The organism is Mycobacterium aquaticum, from assembly GCF_002086485.1.
GTDB classification, from domain to species: domain Bacteria; phylum Actinomycetota; class Actinomycetes; order Mycobacteriales; family Mycobacteriaceae; genus Mycobacterium; species Mycobacterium aquaticum.
In genome coordinates, this window is record NZ_MVHF01000008.1 from 102057 (window position 1) to 120448 (window position 18392).

Here is an 18392-nt window from a genome sequence, read left to right on the forward strand (position 1 = left end):
TCGCGGCTCATCCGGTGCCCGCCGTTCTTGGCCGCAATCGTCGAGGAGTGCCGTGTACATCGATTACGACGTCGCCGATTCCATCGGCACCATAACTCTCAACCGGCCCGAGGCTGCCAACGCGCAGAATCCCGAATTGCTCGACGAGCTCGATGCCACCTGGACCAAGGCCGCGGAGGATCCCGCGGTCAAGGTGATCGTGTTACGGGCCAACGGAAAACACTTCTCCGCGGGGCATGACCTGCGCGGTGGCGGTCCGGTGCCGGACAAGATCACCCTCGAATTCATCATCGAACATGAATCGCGCCGCTACCTGGAATACACGTTGCGCTGGCGCAATGTGCCCAAGCCGTCGATCGCCGCGGTGCAGGGACGGTGCATATCCGGCGGCCTGTTGCTGTGCTGGCCGTGTGACTTGATCCTCGCCTCCGACGACGCGCTGTTCTCCGATCCTGTCGTGTTGATGGGCATCGGAGGCGTCGAATACCACGGGCACACCTGGGAACTCGGTGCCCGCAAGGCCAAGGAGATCCTGTTCACCGGCCGGGCGCTGACCGCCGAGGAAGCCGAACGCACGGGCATGGTGAACCGGGTGGTGCCACGCGACGAACTCGACGCCCAGACCCGCGAACTGGCCGCCCAGATCGCCGCGATGCCGTCGTTCGCGCTGCGGCAGGCCAAGCGCGCAGTCAACCAGACGCTCGATGTCCAGGGCTTCTACGCCGCGATCCAATCTGTGTTCGACGTGCACCAGACCGGCCACGGCAACGCGCTGAGTGTCGGTGGATGGCCGGTGTTGGTGAACCTCGACGATATGAAGGCCAACATCAAGTAACCGGTATGGGCGCCATGCGGCTCAGCGTGCGGTATGCCGCTGGGCTGACCTACGCACAGATCACCGCCGCCGCGGCCGTCACGCTCGTGGTGCTGGCGCTGAGTCGCAACACCGTCGGCGATGCGCGTCAATTGCTGACCCACGCCAACCTGGTCGCGCTGATCGCCCTGATGGTCGGTGCCGGCATCATCGATACCGTCGTCGGCTACTTCAACGTCTATCCCACCTTCAGCTGGTTCGCCGCCGGGGTCCCGCCGACTCCCGCGCAGCGGCAGGCCGCGATGCGTATCGGCCCGCGGCAGGCCGTCATCCAGTTCGGCACCTGGGCCGTGAGTGCAGCGGTTTACACCGTGGTGAATCTCGGCGCCGGTGGCGGGGTGGCCTACGTGATGGGCGGCGCCATCCTGTTCGGCGGCGTGGCGGCAGCCTGCATGGGATTTCTGGTGACGCAACGGATGTTGCGGCCGATCGTCGCTGCCTCGCTCACCGGAGCGTCGGCGACGAGTGTGACGATGCCGGGTATCCAGGGCCGGCTGCTGACCATCTGGACGCTGTTCAGCGGCCTGCCGACCGTGGGTATCGCGCTGATCGTGCTGGCCCGCTCCAACGGCTGGTTCGTGCAGAAGACCGCCCCGGTGGAAGCCGCCGTACTGGTACTCGCCGGAATCTCGTTGATCTTCGGACTGCGGTCGATGGTGTTGGTGGCGCGGTCGATCGCCGATCCGGTGCATGATGTGGTGCTCGCGATGAAAGCAGTCGAGCGCGGGTGGTCGGGCGTCTCGGTCAAGGTGTACGAGCCGTCGGAGATCGGCAGGTTGCAGTACGGCTTCAACCGGATGGTCGCTGGATTGGCCGAGCGAAACCGGTTGCGCGAGTTGTTCGGTCGCTATGTCGGCGTCGACGTGGCGCGGCACGCACTGCAGCAGGGCGGCGCAGTCGGCGGCGACGTCCGCGAAGTGGCCGTGCTCTATGTCGACCTGGTGGGCTCCACTGCGCTGGGCGCATCCCGCCCGCCGCAGGAGGTGGCCGAGCTGCTCAACGGCTTCTTCAAGATCGTCGTCGACACGGTGGAACGACATCACGGCCTGATCAACAAGTTCGAGGGCGACGCTGTGCTCGCAGTGTTCGGTGCCCCACTGCCACTGGACAATCCGGCCACCTCGGCCCTTGAGGCCGCGCGGGCCCTCGTGCCCGGTCTGAATGCACTGCCCGACGTCGAATTCGGTGTCGGAGTGTCCTGCGGTTCGGTTTTCGCAGGCAACATCGGTGCCGAGAACCGTTATGAGTACACCGTGATCGGTGATGCCGTCAACGAGGCGGCACGGCTCGCCGACCACGCCAAGGATTGGGACTCCGCCGTGCTGTGTTCGGGGTCCGCGTTGGCCCGCGCCGACACCGGCGAAGGCAGGCACTGGGCAGTGCGGGGATCCACGGTGCTGCGTGGCCGCAGCACCGCCACCGTGTTCGCCGAACCGGTTCCAGAGCTTCTGTAGGTCGCGGTGCCGGGAAAGTTACAGGTGCGCCAAACGTGGAGCCGAACCGCGGGCCCGCAGGCCTGCTCCCGCCTTGCGGGTGAGTTCCCTTGAGCTGCCGAGCAATCCGTCAAGTACCAGGGCGCGTTTCACATGTCGGTGTAGATCGTGCTCGGCGGTGAAGCCTATGCCGCCCAAGACCTGTTGGCAGTGTTTGGCAGCGGTCAGCGCGGCCTTGCCTGCAGCCGCCTTGGCGAGCATGGCTGTCAGATCGGGGTTGTCGGTGCCGGGCAGGATCAGCGTCGCCTCGGCGCCTTCGATGGCCACGAGTGTCTCGGTCAACCGATGCCGGACCGCCTGGAAGGCCGCGATCGGCTTGCCGAACTGCACGCGGTCCAGCGCGTGCTGACGGGCCAGGGCCAGCATTGCGCGTGCCGAGCCGACGAGCCACCAGCCCACCGCGCGGCGGGCTTCGCCCATCCGCATCAGTTCGCCGTCGGGAACGGGTCGCAGGGGTAGTCCGCCCAGAGTCGGACAGTCGTTGGGCTGACGTTCCCACACCACCCAACTGCCGCCGGCGTACGGCATCGGCGGGGTCCCGCCCGGCAACCCTCCTATGGTCTCCAGCATCACATCGTTGAGAACCGAGGCGTGCGAACCGGTTTCACCGAGCAGACGAAACACCAGCGGTATCGCGACGTCGGGCATGTCGGACAGCATGTCGGCCCAGCCGAGCTCGGCCAGCGCGGCGTCCAGTTCGGCCCCCGAGACCGACAGCATGGTCTTGCGCAGCGCGTCCTCGAGCAGGTCGAGAGACTCTTGATCCACCTGTCAGTCCTTCCCGAGGCCAAGCAGTCGGCGCGCGATGATGTTGCGCTGCACTTCGGCCGTGCCCCCGTAGATGGTGGCCGCCCGCGAGTAGAGAAACTCCGTGCGCCAGTCGTCGTCTTCGAGTTCGATGACTCCGGGCATCAGATCGCGTGCGGTGTCGTAGAGCTGTTGCTCGGCGCTTGCCAGCAGCACCTTGTCGATGGAGGTGTCCGGTCCGAGTTTGTGACCGTCCGCCAGTCGGTGCTGGGTGGCCCGCGACCGGCAGCGCAGGGTGTGCAGTGCCAAATAGGCCGAGCCCAGATCGGAGTCAGCCACAGCACCAAGGCCTTTCGCCTCGCCGATGAGCGCGTCGAACCGTGAGTACAGGTAGGCGATGCGCTGCCAGAAACACGTCGACCGCTCATAGGGCAGCAGATCCATTGCCAGCTGCCAGCCGTCGCCGGGCTTGCCGAGCATGCGGACCGCGTCGACCACCACGTCGTCGAAGTACACTTCACAGAACTCGTCGACGTTGTGCATGGTGCGCAGGGGACGCACCGTGATGCCCGGGGTGTCGGTGTCGACGAAGAAGGCGGTGATGGCTTGGTGGTCGGGAGTGTCCGCGTCGCCGGTGCGGGTCAACAGGATGCAGCGGTGTGAGTACTGCGCGAAGCTGGTCCACACCTTCTGGCCATTGATGACCCACGTGTCGCCGTCGATCACCGCGCGGGTGGTCAACGACGCCAGGTCGCTGCCCGAGCCCGGCTCGGAAAACCCTTGGCACCATTGCTCTTCGCCGGAGAGCAGCTTCGGGACCATCTCGGCGGCCAATTCGGCGGGCGCATAGTCGATCATCGTCGGCGCCAACACTTCCAGCATCGAGTACGGTCCGGGCTCGACCAGACGGCGCCCCACCACCTCTTCGCCGACGATGGCCCGCAATATCGCCGGGCCGCCGAGCCCGCCCGCATGCTCGGGCCAACCGTAGCGGCTCCACCGCGCGTCGTAGAGTGCCTTCTGTACGCGGGAGAACTGCCGCATGTCGCCCGCCAGAGTGCGCTCCTCGGGCGGCGTCAGATCGTTCTCGGTCAGCCACGCTTGTAGCGCCGTTCGGAAAGTGGCGGGCTCGTGGAGATCGGTCACGCTGACGGCCGACCGATCGCATGTGGTTTGCCGTGGTCATGCGCGCCGTTGCGGCGGATGAACGTCATGGCACGGGTTTTGAGCCGCCAGCCGTTGCCGGTACGCACATAGGTGTCGTTGTAGTACCCGATGCGCATATCGTGCGCGGAGTGCTCGATGAAGCACAGCGGCTGGGTGCCGCTGGCCGCATCGGGATTGTCGGGATCGAAGGTCACCAGTGCCGTCGCGGTCATGAACAGCCCCTTGGGGGCCGCCTCGACGAGCACCGGAAAGCGTTCCAGCGCATAGGTTTCGCCGAATGCGCTGTAGTTGCCATCCGGGGTGAACACGCTGATGAGGCCGTCGATGTCACCCTGGGTGATGGTGACGGCGTAGCGCGCGAGCAACTGCTGGATCTCGACGAGGTCGTCAGTTCGTGGCGTACTCATTGCGAAATACCCTACCTCCCTTCATTACAAAATTCACGTCCTGTGTAACGCGAATATCGTCCAGGGGATCACCGGGTACCGCGATGATGTCGGCCAGGAGCCCTTCGGCGAGTCGGCCGCGGTCGTCGGCGTTGATCAGCTCCGCGGCGACCACGGTGGCAGCCCGCAATACCGCGGCCGACGGCATGCCCCATTCCACCAGGGTGACGAGTTCGTCGGCGTTGCGGCCGTGCGGGATCGCCGGGGCATCGGTGCCGACGGCGATCTTCACGCCGGCCTCGTAGGCGGCCTTGATCGATGTCTGGGCCTTCGGGAACATCTCGGCAGCCTTGTCCTGCAGTACTTTCGGTGCCTTGGACACGTCCATGGCCTGAGCCAGCCGCCGGGTGGTGACGAGGAAGCGGTCGTTGTCGACGAGCATCTGGATGGCTTCGTCGTCCATCAGGAAGCCGTGTTCGATGCAGTCGATACCACAGGCCACCGCGTGTTTGACCGCCTCGGCGCCATGGGTGTGCGCGGCGACGCGCAATCCGCGGCGATGGGCCTCGTCGACGATGGCCCGCAGCTCCTCGTCCGAATAGTGTTGTGCGCCGGCCTCACCGGTCAGTGACATGACACCACCCGAACAGCACACCTTGATCAGCTGCGCACCGTGCTTGATCTGATAGCGCACCGCCTTGCGGATCTCGTCGATGCCGTTGGCGATGCCCTCTTCGATGGTCAGCTCCAGCACACCCGGCATGAACGCGGCGAACATGGTCGGATCGAGATGGCCACCGGTCGGCGTGATGGCGTGCCCGGCGGGCACGATGCGCGGGCCGTCGATCAACCCGGCGTCGATGGCTTTGCCCAGGGCGACATCGAGCAGATAGCCGCCGGTCTTGACGAACAAGCCCAGGTTGCGGACGGTGGTGAACCCGGCTCGCAGCGTACGCCGGGCGTTGCCGACCGCTCGTAGCACCCGGGTCGGGGGATCGTCCTGCACCTGGGACAGGCCGGGATTCTCACCGCGGCCGCCCATCAGCAGGTTGACTTCCATGTCCATGAGGCCGGGCAACAGGATCGACTCGCCCAGATCGATCACCTCGGAGTCCTGCGGAATCTCGCCGCCGACACCGACTATGCGGTCGCCCTCGACACGGACGATGCCGGGGCGGATGATCGCCCCGGCATCGACGTCGAGCAGACCGGCCGCCTTGAGCGTCGCCACGACTCAGACCACCGGTTCCCGGACGATCTCGATCCAGGCTGCGCCACTGTCGAGCACGCGCGGCTGCTTCCACACCTCGACGGGGAAGCTCACCATCACCACCGACTGCATCAAGTGCATGAGCCGCTTGGCGTCGTCGGGCATGCCGTGCAACGGAAACCGGGCGTCGAGGTAGACCATGACCTCTTCGAGGCGGGCCATGCCGACGTCGTAGAGCTCCTGCATCTCGGCCATCGTCGAAGCCAGCCGCTTGGCGTAGCGTTCCGGCTCCGTCGGCAGGATCCAGTCGGCAAAGCGCTCCAGATCGGCGAATTCGGCGGGCAGCAGGGCCTCGGTGGTCTCAGACATGCGCAACCTTCCCGTTGGTGGCGGCCTTGACGGCCTGCTGCAGCTTGTACTCGTCGACGTACTTGTGCGCGGTGTGGTGCAGGTGCCGCAGCAGGATCTCCTGGTCGCACAACGGGAATTCGGTGACCGCCCGCGTGCCGATCTGGGTCTGCGTGGCCTCCAGGGTGTTGGCGTCCTGTAGCGCGTACTCCTTGAAAGTCACCGCCGCCAGCTCCTGCGACAGCCGCTGACGGGTGTTCTTCGGTGGGACGAAGTAGAGGTTCGCCTCGAAGATGTGGGTGTCGACGCCGGTGGGCCAGTAGTTGTAGGTGAGGTACCAGCCCGGAACCCACAGCAACAGCGTGAAATTGGGGAAGAACTCGAATGAGTCCTGACCCCAGGTCTTCTGGCGGGCCGGATTGACGGCGGGCGGCAGTTCGCCGGGCAGGATGCCCTCGATGTCGGGGCGATCCCACGGCCCGAACAGACCGCTGTGCAGGATCCGCTCGATGGGCTTGACCATGCTGAGATCCTTCGGTGGGCTCATGCCGCCCCAGGACGAGATCATCGAGTGCTGATCTTTGATGTCGTAGTGCAGTGCCTCGAAGCCGACCTTGGCCAATTTCGCGGCTTCTTCCGGTGTCGCCTGCTTCATGTGCAGGATCGGCGCGTGGTAGAACTCGACGAACGCGTCGATGAACAGCTTCCAGTTGGCCTTGATCTCGGAGCGGTAGCTGTACACCTCGGTCATCTCGTGGAAGGGGTAGCCCTCCAAGCCTTTTGCGAAGTCACCGAGGTAGTCGCGCAGCGGCTCGGCGTCGTCGTCGAAGTTGACGAAGATGAAGCCTTCCCACACCTCGCAGCGCACGGGCCTGAGCGGGTAGTCGGCCTTGTCGACGTCGAAGAACTCCTGCTCCTGTTGGATGAAGGTCAGATCCCCGTTGAGGGCATAGCGCCAGGCGTGGTACTTGCAGGTGAACTGCCGGCAGCTGCCCGATACTTCCTCGCCGGGATAGTCGTTCCAGACCAGCTTGTTACCGCGGTGGCGGCACATGTTGTAGAAGGCCCTGATGGTGCCGTCTTTGTCCTTGTTGACGATGATCGACGTGCCTGCGCCGACCGAGGGCATCTCACGGGTGAAGTAACTGCCGCTCTTGGGTAGCCGCTCGACCCGGCCGACGTGCAGCCACAGCTTGCGGAAGATGGCCTGCTGCTCCAGCTTCCACTGTTCGGGGTCGATGGAGTCGGTGTAATCCACCGGTGCTGTGCCCAGCTCGGGCCAGTTCTCGGTCCAGCTGCCGACATCGGGCTTCGGGAAGTGTGCCAATTGTCTACCCTCTTTCTTCAGGTTCGGTGCCGGATTCCGGCTCGATGCCAAAGGTGTTGTAAGCCATGGCCATCAGGCCGTAGCCGCCGATCGTGAAAACCAGGTCCATGCGCTGACGCTCGTCGAGCCGTTCGCTGAGCGCGGCCCAGGTTTCGTCGGAGATGCGGGAATGCTCGTCGAGCTCGTCGACGGCGTTGAGCACGATCTGGTCGAACAGGTCGGCGGCTTCTCCCCGCTGGACTGCGGCGATCTGAGCGTCGGTGAGCCCTTCGGCCTTGCCGATGAAGGCGTGGTGGGCCCATTCGTATTCGCAGTGCCTGCGGTGGGCGACCCGCAGGATCGCGAGCTCACGCAGCCTGGGGTTCAGTGTCGAACGGAACAGCAGGTGATTGCTGAACCGCAGGAAGGCCTTGGTCAGCTGGGGGTGGCGGGCCAGGGTGGACAGGGCGACGCCTGCGCCCTGGGGATTGAGCCGCTCCTCGGGGAGCATGACCGACAGCGCCCGGAGCACCTCGTCGTCCCACTGGTCGGCGGGCAATGGGGGCAGGCGCACGTTCGCGTCTCCTCTCACTGGCTCTCGTTGATGAGAATCATATTCTCATTTGCGACCAATAGGTTTCCATCTTTTGCCTGCTCGGTCAATGGGGGCGCCGCAAGTTGCCTGCGGACGGGGACGATTCCGCTCGTCAGCGTCGTAGGACATTGATTCTCGGTAGAGGAGAAGATAGTTTTCTTCCATCGAGAACCTGTTGTCGGAGCGGAACGGAGCGGCCATGAACAAAGACGACATGATCCTGATCAGCGTGGATGACCACATCATCGAACCGCCGAACATGTTCGCCAATCATCTGCCTGCCAAGTACCGCGACGAGGCGCCGCGGTTGGTCCACAACCCCGACGGGTCGGACACCTGGCAGTTCCGCGACACCGTCATCCCCAACGTGGCGCTCAATGCGGTGGCGGGCCGGCCCAAGGAGGAGTACGGCCTGGAGCCGCAGGGTCTCGACGAGATCCGCAAGGGCTGCTACGACCCCGATGAGCGCGTCAAGGACATGAACGCCGGCGGGGTCCTGGCGACCATGAACTTCCCGTCCTTCCCGGGATTCGCTGCGCGGCTGTTCGCCACCGACGATTCGGACTTCTCGCTGGCGCTGGTCCAGGCCTACAACGACTGGCACATCGACGAGTGGTGCGGGTCGAATCCGGGTCGGTTCATCCCGATGGCGCTGCCGGCGATCTGGGATCCCCAGCTGTGCGCCGACGAGGTGCGGCGCGTGTCGAAGAAGGGCGTGCACTCACTGACCTTCACCGAGAACCCGTCGACTCTGGGCTATCCCAGCTTCCACGACCTGGAACACTGGAAGCCGTTGTGGGAAGCGCTGTGTGACACCGACACCGTGATGAACGTGCACATCGGGTCATCGGGCAAGCTCGCGATCACCGCGCCCGATGCACCGATGGACGTGATGATCACGCTGCAGCCCATGAACATCGTCCAGGCCGCTGCCGACCTGCTGTGGTCCGCGCCCATCAAGGCATACCCGAACCTCAAGATCGCACTGTCCGAGGGTGGCACCGGCTGGATCCCCTACTTCTTGGACCGGGTAGACCGGACCTATGACATGCATTCGACGTGGACCCACCAGAACTTCGGCGGCAAGCTGCCCTCGGAGGTGTTCCGAGAGCACTTCATGACGTGCTTCATCTCCGATCCGATCGGCGTGAAGAACCGCCACGAGATCGGCATCGACAACATCTGTTGGGAGATGGACTATCCCCATTCGGACTCGATGTGGCCCGGCGCGCCCGAAGAACTGGCCGCAGTGTTCGACACCTATGACGTGCCCGACGACGAGATCAACAAGATCACCCACGAGAACGCCATGCGGCTCTACCACTTCGACCCGTTCGCCCACATCTCGAAGGACCAGGCCACCGTCGGTGCGTTGCGCAAAGCTGCCGAGGGGCACGACGTATCGATCCGCGCGCTGAGCCACAAGGAAAAGACCGGCACCACCTTCGCGGACTTCCAGGCGAATGCCAAAGCCGTTGCCGGCGCGCGTGACTGACGACCAGACAACCGAGGAGACCACAACGTGTCGGGCGGGATGAACTTCGAGCTGACCGAGGACCAGCAGCTGATCCGGGCTTCCGTCGCGGAGCTGGCGGCCAAGTTCGACGACCACTACTGGATGGAGAAGGACCAGGCCCACCAATTTCCGCAAGAGTTCTACGACGCCATCGCGGGCGGCGGCTGGCTCGGGATGACCATCCCGGAGGAATACGGTGGCCACGGCCTGGGCATCACCGAGGCGACGATCTTGGCCGAGGAGGTCGCCCGCTCGGGCGGCGGCATGAACGCCGCCAGCGCCATCCACATGTCGATCTTCGGCATGCAGCCCGTGGTGGTGTTCGGTTCCGATGACATGAAAGCGGCCACCCTGCCGCGCATCGCCGACGGGAATCTGCATGTCTGCTTCGGTGTCACCGAACCCGGTGCGGGACTGGACACTTCGCGAATCACCACGTTCGCCAGACGCGACGGGGACAGTTATGTCGTCAACGGGCGCAAGGTGTGGATCTCCAAGGCCCTGGAGTCGGAGAAGATCCTGCTGCTGACTCGCACGACCCCGTACGACGAAGTCGAGAAGAAGACCGACGGCCTGTCGCTGTTCCTCACCGACCTGGATCGCGATCACGTCGACATCCGGCCGATCCGGAAGATGGGGCGTAATGCCGTCAGCTCCAACGAACTGTTCATCGACGATCTACGCGTACCCGTCGAGCATCGCATCGGGGAAGAGGGCAAAGGCTTTTCGTACATCCTGTACGGACTCAATCCGGAACGCATGCTCATTGCCGCGGAAGCGCTGGGCATCGGCCGCGTCGCGCTGGACCGGGCCGTTCAATATGCCAACGAACGCGTGGTCTTCGACCGGCCCATCGGCATGAACCAGGGCATCCAGTTCCCGCTCGCCGACTCACTGGCCCGCCTCGACGCCGCCGAGCTGATCCTGCGCAAGGCGACTTGGCTCTACGACAACGGCAAACCGTGCGGCAAAGAAGCCAACATGGCCAAATACCTCTGCGCCGACGCGGGGTTCGCCGCAGCGGACCGGGCACTGCAGACCCACGGCGGGATGGGTTACTCGGAGGAATACAACATCTCCCGGTTCTTCCGGGAGTCCCGACTCATGAAGATCGCACCGGTGAGCCAAGAGATGATCCTGAACTTCCTGGGGTCGCACGTGCTCGGACTGCCGCGCAGCTACTGAGGGGAATGCCATTTCGATGCGTACCTATTTCAACCTGACCGGCCGTTCGGCACTGGTCACCGGGGCGGGCGCCGGGATCGGAGCCGCCGTGGCCGAGGCGCTCGCTGCCGCCGGTGCTGCGGTGCTCGTCACCGACATCAGCGGTGACGCGGCCGCTGCGGTCGCCGAGCGGATCAACACATCGGGCGCCAAGGCCGACAGTGCCCCGCTCGATGTCAGCGACCGCGCCGCCGCAGTCGCCGCCGCGGCGCAGGCGGCCGGGTTGGGGGAGGGTCACCTGCACATCGTGGTCAACAACGCCGGCGTCACCTCTCCGGCGATGTTCCCGAAGCTCACCGACGAGACCTTCCGCCTGACATTCGACATCCACGTCATGGGTACCTTTCACGTCACCCAGGCTGCGCTGCCGCATCTCCCGACCGATGGCACGGGGCGCATCATCAACGTCACCTCCTCGGCGGGCATGACCGGAACCCTGGGGCAGGTCAACTACTCGGCGGCCAAGGCCGGCATCATCGGGTTCACCAAATCGCTGGCCCGGGAACTGGCGCCCAAGAACGTCATGGTCAATGCGCTTGCGCCGCTGGCGGCGACGCCGATGACTGAGACGATCCGCACCAACGAGAAGTTCGCGGCGAACATGATGAACCGGATCCCGCTCAAGCGGTGGGCCGAAGCCGACGAAGTGGCCGGGGCATTCGTCTTCCTGGCCTCCGATGCCGCGTCGTACATCACCGGGCAGGTGCTTCCGGTCGATGGCGGCATGGTTATGTGAGCCTGTGAGCGAATCTCAGACCGCACCGCTGGCCGGGATCACTATCGTTGCGCTCGAACAGGCGGTGTCCGCGCCGATGTGCACGCGGGTGCTGGCCGATTTCGGTGCCCGCGTCATCAAGGTGGAGAACCCGAAAGGCGGCGACTTCGCGCGCGACTATGACGATGTCGTGAACGGCCTTGCGGCCCACTTTGTTTGGGCCAACCGCGGCAAGGAGTCCATCACCCTGGACCTGAAGACGGCCGGCGGCATGGACATTCTGCACCAGCTGCTCGACGGCGCAGACGCACTGGTCTCGAACCTGGCCCCTGGCGCGACCGCCCGCATGGGCCTGGCGCCAGCAGAGCTGGCCCAGCGTCATCCGCAGCTGATCCCGGTCGAGATCGACGGCTACGGCACCGGTGGCCCGCTGTCCCACAAGCGCGCCTACGACCTGCTGGTGCAGGCCGAGTCGGGGGCGTGCGCGGTGACCGGTCACCCGGGCATGCCGGCCAAACCCGGGCCGCCGGTGGCCGACATCTCCACGGGCCTGTACGCCGCGTTGTCGATCATGGCGCTGCTGATCGGCCGGGCCCAGCGACCCTCCGGGGCTTCGGCACCTGCTGTCGCCGTCAGCCTGTTCGACACCATGACCGACATCATGGGTTACCCGCTGACCTACACCCAGCACTCCGGCATCGACCAGCAGCCGCTGGGTATGAGCTCGCCCGCGGTCGCCCCGTACGGTGCGTTCGCCACCCGGGACGGGCAGACGGTGGTGCTGGGCACCACCAACGACCGGGAATGGCAGCGGCTGGCCCGGTCGATCATCGACCGGCCGGACCTGGCCGACGATGCGCGGTTCGCCACCAACTCCGACCGCTGCGCGGGCCGTGACGTTCTCAACGAGGCGATCGGAACCTGGTGCGCGCAACACGATCTCGTCGAGATCCAGCAGATCGCCGATGAGGCGGGCATCGGCAACTCGCGATACAACCGGCCCAGTGAGGTGATCGTCCACCAGCACCTCAAGGACCGGGACCGGTGGCGTCCCGTCACGACCCCCAATGGGGAGATCAGTGCGCTGCTGCCGCCCCCGGTGATCGCGGGATTCGACCAACCGATGGGCGCGGTTCCTGGCCTGGGCCAGCACACCGATGCCATCCTGACCGATATGGGTCTGTCCGCCGCTCAGATCGATGCCCTGCGGGAGCAAGGTGCGATCGGCCCGGCCTACCCGAGTAACCGAGATCGGAGCAACTGATATGCGTGAAACCGTCATCGTCGAAGCCGTGCGCACGCCCGTCGGCAAGCGCAACGGCGGACTGTCCGGATTCCACGCCGCTGACCTCTCCGCACTGGTGCTCGACGCGCTCGTGGAGCGCGCGGGTATCACCCCCGACATCATCGACGACGTGGTGTGGGGCTGCGTCTCACAGGTCGGTGACCAATCCAGCAACATCGGTCGATATGCGGTCCTCGCGGCGGGCTGGCCGGAACACATCCCGGGGACCACGGTCAACCGGGCTTGCGGATCCAGCCAGCAGGCACTGGATTTCGCAGTCCAGGCGGTGATGTCGGGCCAACAGGACGTCGTCGTCGCAGGCGGGGTCGAGGTGATGAGCCGCGTCCCACTGGGCGCGGCACGCACCACGGGGCAGCCGTACGGCCCGAAAGTACTCGACCGGTACCAGGGTTTCGCGTTCAACCAGGGCATCTCGGCTGAAATGATCTCGAAGAAGTGGGGTTTCAGCCGGACCCAGCTTGACGAGTACTCCGTGGCATCGCACGAGCGGGCGGCCGCCGCGCAGGACAGTGGCGCCTTTGAGACGCAGATGATCACGGTGTTTCCCGACGACGGTGACCCCGTGGTGGACGACGAGGGTGTGCGGCGGGGGACCACCGTCGAGAAGCTGGCTGGGCTCAAACCCGCATTCGCCGAGGACGGCGTGATCCACGCAGGCAACTCGTCGCAGATCTCCGACGGGGCGGCCGCGTTGCTGGTGATGACCGAGGAAAATGCTGTGGCGCTGGGGCTTTCGCCGATCGTGCGATACCGGGCCGGCGCGGTCACCGGAGCCGATCCGGTGTTGATGCTGACGGGCCCGATTCCGGCCACCGAGAAGGTGCTGCACAAAGCGGGTGTGCGGTTGGAAGAGGTGGGCGTGTTCGAGGTCAACGAAGCGTTCGCGCCCGTGCCGCTGGCCTGGCTCGCCGAAACCGAGGCAGACGAGGCCAAGCTCAACCCGCTCGGTGGGGCGATCGCGCTGGGGCATCCGCTCGGGGCGTCGGGTGCGGTTCTGATGACTCGGATGATCAATCACATGCGCGACAAGGGAATTCAATACGGATTGCAGACCATGTGCGAAGGCGGCGGTACCGCGAACGCCACGCTGGTCGAACTTCTCGGCTAAGGAGAATGAGTGCAGCGAAATCTGTTCACCGACGACCACGAGGCGTTCCGGGTGCTGGCACGCGATTTCGTCGAAAAGGAGGTCGTCCCGGCCTACCCCGAATGGGAGAAGGCCGGCCGCATGCCGCGCGACGTCTTCAAAAAGATGGGCGCACTGGGCATGCTGGGCATGGCCATCCCGGAGGCTTACGGCGGCTCGGGGGTCACCGACTACCGCTACAACGTCGTGCTGCAGGAGGAGGCGGCCCGGGCGCTGGTCACCCTGTCGACGGTGCGCACCCAGCTCGAGGTGATCCTGCCGTACTTCCTGCGATACGCGAACGATGAACAGCGGCAGCGCTGGTTTCCGGGGCTGGCCGACGGGACGCTGTTGACCGCGGTGGCGATGACCGAGCCGGGCACCGGGTCAGACCTCGCGGGTATGCGGACCACGGCCGTGCGCGACGGGGACGACTATGTGCTCAACGGCGCCAAGACGTTCATCACCGGAGGCATCCAGGCTGACCTCGTCATCGTCGTCGCCCGCACCTCGACCGATCCGGAGAACCGGCGAAAAGGCTTGACCCTAGTGGTCGTCGAGGACGGGATGCCCGGCTTCACGCGGGGTCGTGAACTGGAAAAGATGGGCTGCAAGGTCCAGGACACGGCAGAGTTGTCGTTCACCGATGTGCGGGTGCCGGTCGCCAATGTGCTGGGTGAGGAGGGGGAGGCGTTCAGCTATCTGGGACACAACCTGCCGCAGGAACGGCTGACCGTGGCGGTCGGGTCGGTGGCCCAGGCTCGCTCGGCCATCGCCGCGGCGATCGACTACACCAAGGATCGCAAGGCGTTCGGAACCCCGGTCGCGTCGTTTCAGAACACCAAGTTCGAACTCGCGGCCTGCTCGACGGAGGTCGAGGCGGCCCAGGCGATGCTGGATCGTGCGGTTGCTCTGCATGTCGACGGCGAACTGTCCGGCGCCGACGCGGCACGCGTGAAGCTCTTCTGCACCGAGATGCAGGCGCGGGTGATCGATCGATGCCTGCAGTTGTTCGGCGGGTACGGCTACATGACGGAGTATCCGATCGCCCGGTTGTACACCGATGCCCGCGTGGCCCGGATCTACGCCGGGACCAGCGAAGTGATGAAGGTGATCATCGCCAAATCGCTGGGTCTGTAGCTGCGGCCCAGCAATCGCGCGTTACAGATCTTGGGACAGGCGTCACGAAAATAGTTCCGGTGAGACCCTTGTCACAGCCGCGAAACCTACCTACTGTGTGTTCACTAGGTTGGTTTGGCCGGAGTGTCAGGGAGTTCGGTGGCATCGGTTTCTGAGGGTCCAGCGGCACGGCCGTACGAGTCGCTGCTCGCGAAAGGCGAGGACCGCAAACAGCGGATCCTTTCCGTCGCGGAGAAGCTGCTGGCGCGCAACGGATGGCGCAACACCTCCCTGGCTCAGATCGCCAAGGAAGCCGGCGTCACCCCGGCGGGGCTGTTGCACCACTTCGAATCCAAGGAGCAACTGCTCAACGCAGTGCTCGACGCCCGCGACTACGACGACGACATCCACGCCGACCGCTCAGGGGATCTCGCGGAGGAGATCACCCGGGTCGCAGAACGTTTCGAGCGAGCACCCGAGCTGGTAGGCACCTTCACCGTGCTGCTCGTGGAGAACATCCAGCCCGACGCGCCCCTGCACGACCGGCTGCTCAAGCGCCAGCAGGACGCTCGCGCCATCGTCGCCGACATCCTCTGCCGCGGCCAGGACAGCGGCCGCTACCGCACAGATTTCGACGCGGCCAACAAGGCCGTGGAGATACTCGCCTTCGTAAACGGAATGGAGACCTCGTGGTTACTCGATCCCTCACTACCGCTGGTGGACGTGTTCAAGAGCTACGCGCAGATGCTGGCCCGGGACATCGAGGCGCCCGGCGGAGCGGCCGACCTGTGAGAGTGGAGGACGACATGCGGTATCGACTCGATGTGGTGGCTCCCTGCGTCGTCGATGCGGTGAAGTTCGCCGGCGGTTGGCTGGTCGACCGGGTGATGGCCGGCTGGGACGTCACGGTGCTCATCGGTGCCGACGAAGATGTCCGCCCCCTGGAGATCCTGGGCGTCGAAACCATGGATCTGGAAAGCGTGCTGGAATCGTGGGACGACCGGCCGCATCCGCACACCGTCGCGGTCGCCGCCGAGTTGTTCAACACCGACGACCGGGTGCGTCAAGGCGTGCTCAACGCCTTGGAGCAGGGCCGCACCGAGGTGACCCTGTGGGGTGAGGGTTGTCCCGAAGAACTGAGTGTCAGCCCCGTGCGACACGAATTATCCGCAGCCGCATGCGCTTTCAAGGCACAGGCGTTGACGGCGGTCGACGCCGCCGATGCCGTCGTCGGCAACACCGAGACATTCCGTTGCGGTGTCATGGCGATCCGGTCGGTGCCTGCCGACCTGATCGCGGTGGGCTGACATGGGTGCCCGCTGGGTGGGCGCTGAGTGCTACCGGCCAGCAAGCTGAAAAGTAGCCACTGACAACTACTTTGGCGGCCGCCGGTCGGCAGAAGGTGTTTGGGATCTGCTCTGCGGGCAATCCTCAGGGTATGAATACCGTCAAGATGAGAAGACCGTGGGTTCGGGCCTGTGCCACCGCGGTGGCCGCGGGGGCTCTCGGGTTGTCCGGCCTCGGACTGACCACCGGCATTGCTCAGGCCGTCCCTGCTCCTGCTCCGGCAGATCACCATCACTGGTGCCCGGGTGATCGTTGGGACTCCGCCTGGGGCGGCAACTCGGACTGGAACAACTGCCATGACTGGGACGACAACTTCCGCGGCGCGCCATACGGATATGGCGTACCGGACTGGGCGCCGGCGCCGCCACCGCCGCCGTTCTGGGCGCCGTGGGCCCAGGTGGTCTGGAATCCTGATATGAATGCGTGGGGCTTCTGGAACGGGCCAGGAATCTGGATTCCGCTGTAGAGCTCGAATTTGTAAAGCGTTGTGCCCCAAGGCTTCAGTCCTAAACGTCTGTCGACGCATTGCCGTGGAACTAGACTTCCGCAATGTTCTCGGAGACACGGTATGCACTGAACGGCGATTTGCGCGTCGCCTACCGTGCGTCCCGTGAAGGGGTGCGCGACTTCGTATTCGTCCCGAACTGGTTCACAAATTGCGAGCACCTGCCGGATCTACCCTCCATACAAGGGTGGGTCGAGGCGATGACGTCGCTTGGACGCCTGATCTTCTTCCGACCAGCCGGGTACGGGGGCATCGGATCCAGTCGAGCCGAGCTTGCCGCCGACATTGGAGCAATGGGCAGACAGCATCATCGCGGTGCTCGATGAATTAGGGATTCGCGAGGCGGTCCTCCTGGCGATCCCAGGTGCGCTGCCGGCAGCGGCACTATTCGCAGCAACACATCCATCGCGCACAACAGCATTGGTTGTGCTCGAAGGCAACGCAGATCCGTCAGGCATCGCCAATCTGGACGATGTGCTCGCTGCCTTCATCTCGACATGGGGTACGGGCGAGTTTGAACGTGTCCTGAATCCAGACATGCCGTGGAACGATGAGATTCGCGCGACGTGGGCACGCATGGAACGCCTCGCGAATAGGCCAGCTACCGTCGCACGGATGTTGGAGCTCGCAGCCAGACAGGACATGCGGGCTGTGCTGCCGACGATCCGCATACCCACCCTCGTCGTCCAACACGCGGACAACCCATTTATCGCGCCGGCAATGGGCAAGTACGTCGCCGACCACATACCGGGCGCGAAGTACGTAGAGCTGCCGGGTCGCAACATGTGGCACTGCGTCGAGCCGTGGCGCGACTCGTTCCAGGAGGTCGCCGAGTTCCTCACCGGCCGCCATGCCGACGTGTCCGACGATCGAGTGCTCGCGACGGTGCTGTTCACCGACATCGTCAACTCGACACGGCAGGCTGCCAAGATGGGTGACCGTGACTGGCATGCGCTGCTCGACGCGCACGACGCCGTCGTCCGGTCGCAACTTGCTCGGTTTCGGGGCCGCGAGGTGAACACTTCGGGTGACGGCTTTCTCGCGACGTTCGACGGGCCGCAACGAGCGATACGCTGCGCCATGGCAATTCGCGACGCGGTGCAGGCGCTGGGCATTCAGGTGCGTGCCGGGTTGCATACCGGCGAATGCGAAATTCGCGGTGACGGGATCGGCGGCATCGGCGTGCACATCGGCGCGCGAGTGAGCGCATTGGCCGGAGCGAACGATGTCCTGGTGTCCAGCACGCTGCGAGACCTCGTCATCGGATCCGGGCTGGAGTTCGACGAACGCGGCACGCACCAACTCAAGGGTGTGCCCGGCGAATGGCGGCTATTCGCCGTCTCCTCTCCGTAGCAGCGAGCGGTTTGCGCGATCGAACGCGCGAAGCTATCGGCTTGGTGTCGGAAAC

Annotated in this window: 18 protein-coding genes and 1 pseudogene; 12 read left to right on the plus strand and 7 right to left on the minus strand. The window is 65.0% G+C overall.

Going from position 1 to position 18392, the window contains the following annotated elements; genetic code table 11:
* The first annotated feature begins 52 nt into the window (after positions 1–52).
* Together BST13_RS11035 and BST13_RS11040 are read left to right on the plus strand one after the other, a co-directional pair.
* Entirely contained in the window at positions 53–835 is a 783-nt protein-coding gene (locus BST13_RS11035) for an enoyl-CoA hydratase (protein ID WP_083163620.1), read from the plus strand.
* A 5-nt stretch (positions 836–840) separates the two neighbouring features.
* Positions 841–2328, plus strand: coding sequence for an adenylate/guanylate cyclase domain-containing protein (locus tag BST13_RS11040; RefSeq protein WP_083163622.1), 1488 nt, complete (start codon positions 841–843; stop codon positions 2326–2328).
* Between the two features lie 18 nt (positions 2329–2346).
* On the opposite strand, the gene BST13_RS11045 is transcribed toward BST13_RS11040, so the two are convergent.
* The 7 genes from BST13_RS11045 to BST13_RS11075 are packed head-to-tail and all read right to left on the minus strand — an operon-like array spanning position 2347 to position 8105.
* A complete protein-coding gene (locus BST13_RS11045) occupies positions 2347–3087 on the minus strand; it encodes an acyl-CoA dehydrogenase family protein (RefSeq protein ID WP_083163895.1) in 741 nt (246 codons plus the stop codon).
* Positions 3088–3138: 51 nt separating this feature from the next.
* Positions 3139–4260 carry an acyl-CoA dehydrogenase family protein gene (locus tag BST13_RS11050; protein ID WP_083163625.1) on the minus strand — a complete coding sequence of 374 codons (1122 nt, stop codon included), beginning with the start codon at positions 4258–4260 and terminating at the stop codon, positions 3139–3141.
* A complete protein-coding gene (locus BST13_RS11055; RefSeq protein WP_083163628.1) occupies positions 4257–4688 on the minus strand; it encodes a nuclear transport factor 2 family protein in 432 nt (143 codons plus the stop codon). The genes BST13_RS11050 and BST13_RS11055 overlap by 4 nt, the downstream gene beginning before the upstream one ends.
* Positions 4669–5898: a metal-dependent hydrolase family protein gene (locus tag BST13_RS11060; protein WP_083163630.1), complete on the minus strand. Its 1230-nt coding sequence runs from the start codon at positions 5896–5898 to the stop codon at positions 4669–4671. The genes BST13_RS11055 and BST13_RS11060 overlap by 20 nt, the downstream gene beginning before the upstream one ends.
* 3 nt (positions 5899–5901) lie before the next feature.
* Positions 5902–6246, minus strand: a complete 345-nt coding sequence (locus BST13_RS11065) for a hypothetical protein (protein ID WP_083163633.1) — start codon at positions 6244–6246, stop codon at positions 5902–5904.
* On the minus strand, positions 6239–7552 hold the full coding sequence (locus tag BST13_RS11070; RefSeq protein ID WP_083163636.1) for an SRPBCC family protein: 1314 nt from the start codon (positions 7550–7552) through the stop codon (positions 6239–6241). Before BST13_RS11070 ends, BST13_RS11065 begins: the two co-directional genes overlap by 8 nt.
* A 4-nt stretch (positions 7553–7556) precedes the next feature.
* On the minus strand, positions 7557–8105 hold the full coding sequence (locus BST13_RS11075; RefSeq protein WP_083163897.1) for a carboxymuconolactone decarboxylase family protein: 549 nt from the start codon (positions 8103–8105) through the stop codon (positions 7557–7559).
* Between the two features lie 220 nt (positions 8106–8325).
* Between BST13_RS11075 and BST13_RS11080 the strand changes: the two genes are divergently transcribed.
* The 10 genes and pseudogenes from BST13_RS11080 to BST13_RS11125 all read left to right on the plus strand — a co-directional run bounded on the left by BST13_RS11080 (position 8326) and on the right by BST13_RS11125 (position 18337).
* Positions 8326–9621 (plus strand): amidohydrolase family protein, encoded by a 1296-nt coding sequence (locus BST13_RS11080; RefSeq protein WP_083163638.1) that lies wholly within the window; start codon positions 8326–8328, stop codon positions 9619–9621.
* A gap of 39 nt (positions 9622–9660) precedes the next feature.
* On the plus strand, positions 9661–10827 hold the full coding sequence (locus BST13_RS11085) for an acyl-CoA dehydrogenase family protein (RefSeq protein WP_083163641.1): 1167 nt from the start codon (positions 9661–9663) through the stop codon (positions 10825–10827).
* 16 nt (positions 10828–10843) lie between these two features.
* Positions 10844–11602: an SDR family NAD(P)-dependent oxidoreductase gene (locus BST13_RS11090; RefSeq protein ID WP_083163643.1), complete on the plus strand. Its 759-nt coding sequence runs from the start codon at positions 10844–10846 to the stop codon at positions 11600–11602.
* A gap of 4 nt (positions 11603–11606) precedes the next feature.
* Positions 11607–12845, plus strand: coding sequence for a CaiB/BaiF CoA transferase family protein (locus BST13_RS11095; RefSeq protein WP_245839506.1), 1239 nt, complete (start codon positions 11607–11609; stop codon positions 12843–12845).
* A 1-nt stretch (position 12846) separates the two neighbouring features.
* On the plus strand, positions 12847–13995 hold the full coding sequence (locus tag BST13_RS11100; protein ID WP_083163648.1) for a thiolase family protein: 1149 nt from the start codon (positions 12847–12849) through the stop codon (positions 13993–13995).
* Between the two features lie 9 nt (positions 13996–14004).
* Complete coding sequence (locus BST13_RS11105) at positions 14005–15153, plus strand: acyl-CoA dehydrogenase family protein (RefSeq protein ID WP_083163651.1); 1149 nt, start codon at positions 14005–14007, stop codon at positions 15151–15153.
* 138 nt (positions 15154–15291) lie between these two features.
* Complete coding sequence (locus BST13_RS11110) at positions 15292–15924, plus strand: TetR/AcrR family transcriptional regulator (RefSeq protein WP_083163653.1); 633 nt, start codon at positions 15292–15294, stop codon at positions 15922–15924.
* Positions 15925–15938: 14 nt separating this feature from the next.
* Positions 15939–16439, plus strand: coding sequence for a hypothetical protein (locus BST13_RS11115; protein ID WP_083163899.1), 501 nt, complete (start codon positions 15939–15941; stop codon positions 16437–16439).
* A gap of 131 nt (positions 16440–16570) precedes the next feature.
* Positions 16571–16945, plus strand: a complete 375-nt coding sequence (locus BST13_RS11120; protein WP_083163656.1) for an Mtp family mycobacterial-type pilin — start codon at positions 16571–16573, stop codon at positions 16943–16945.
* 83 nt (positions 16946–17028) lie between these two features.
* Positions 17029–18337 (plus strand): annotated as a pseudogene (locus tag BST13_RS11125) (adenylate/guanylate cyclase domain-containing protein).
* Positions 18338–18392 lie beyond the last annotated feature (55 nt).

Excerpts from the sequence above, each read along its gene's own strand:
- BST13_RS11080 (WP_083163638.1), top strand. The coding sequence starts at position 8,326 with ATGAACAAAGACGACATGATCCTGATCAGCGTGGATGACCACATCATC.
- BST13_RS11045 (WP_083163895.1), bottom strand. The coding sequence starts at position 3,087 with ATGCTGTCGGTCTCGGGGGCCGAACTGGACGCCGCGCTGGCCGAGCTC.
- BST13_RS11065 (WP_083163633.1), bottom strand. The coding sequence starts at position 6,246 with ATGTCTGAGACCACCGAGGCCCTGCTGCCCGCCGAATTCGCCGATCTG.
- BST13_RS11090 (WP_083163643.1), top strand. The coding sequence starts at position 10,844 with ATGCGTACCTATTTCAACCTGACCGGCCGTTCGGCACTGGTCACCGGG.
- BST13_RS11085 (WP_083163641.1), top strand. The coding sequence starts at position 9,661 with ATGAACTTCGAGCTGACCGAGGACCAGCAGCTGATCCGGGCTTCCGTC.
- BST13_RS11115 (WP_083163899.1), top strand. The coding sequence starts at position 15,939 with ATGCGGTATCGACTCGATGTGGTGGCTCCCTGCGTCGTCGATGCGGTG.
- BST13_RS11055 (WP_083163628.1), bottom strand. The coding sequence starts at position 4,688 with ATGAGTACGCCACGAACTGACGACCTCGTCGAGATCCAGCAGTTGCTC.
- BST13_RS11120 (WP_083163656.1), top strand. The coding sequence starts at position 16,571 with ATGAATACCGTCAAGATGAGAAGACCGTGGGTTCGGGCCTGTGCCACC.
- BST13_RS11100 (WP_083163648.1), top strand. The coding sequence starts at position 12,847 with ATGCGTGAAACCGTCATCGTCGAAGCCGTGCGCACGCCCGTCGGCAAG.
- BST13_RS11040 (WP_083163622.1), top strand. The coding sequence starts at position 841 with ATGGGCGCCATGCGGCTCAGCGTGCGGTATGCCGCTGGGCTGACCTAC.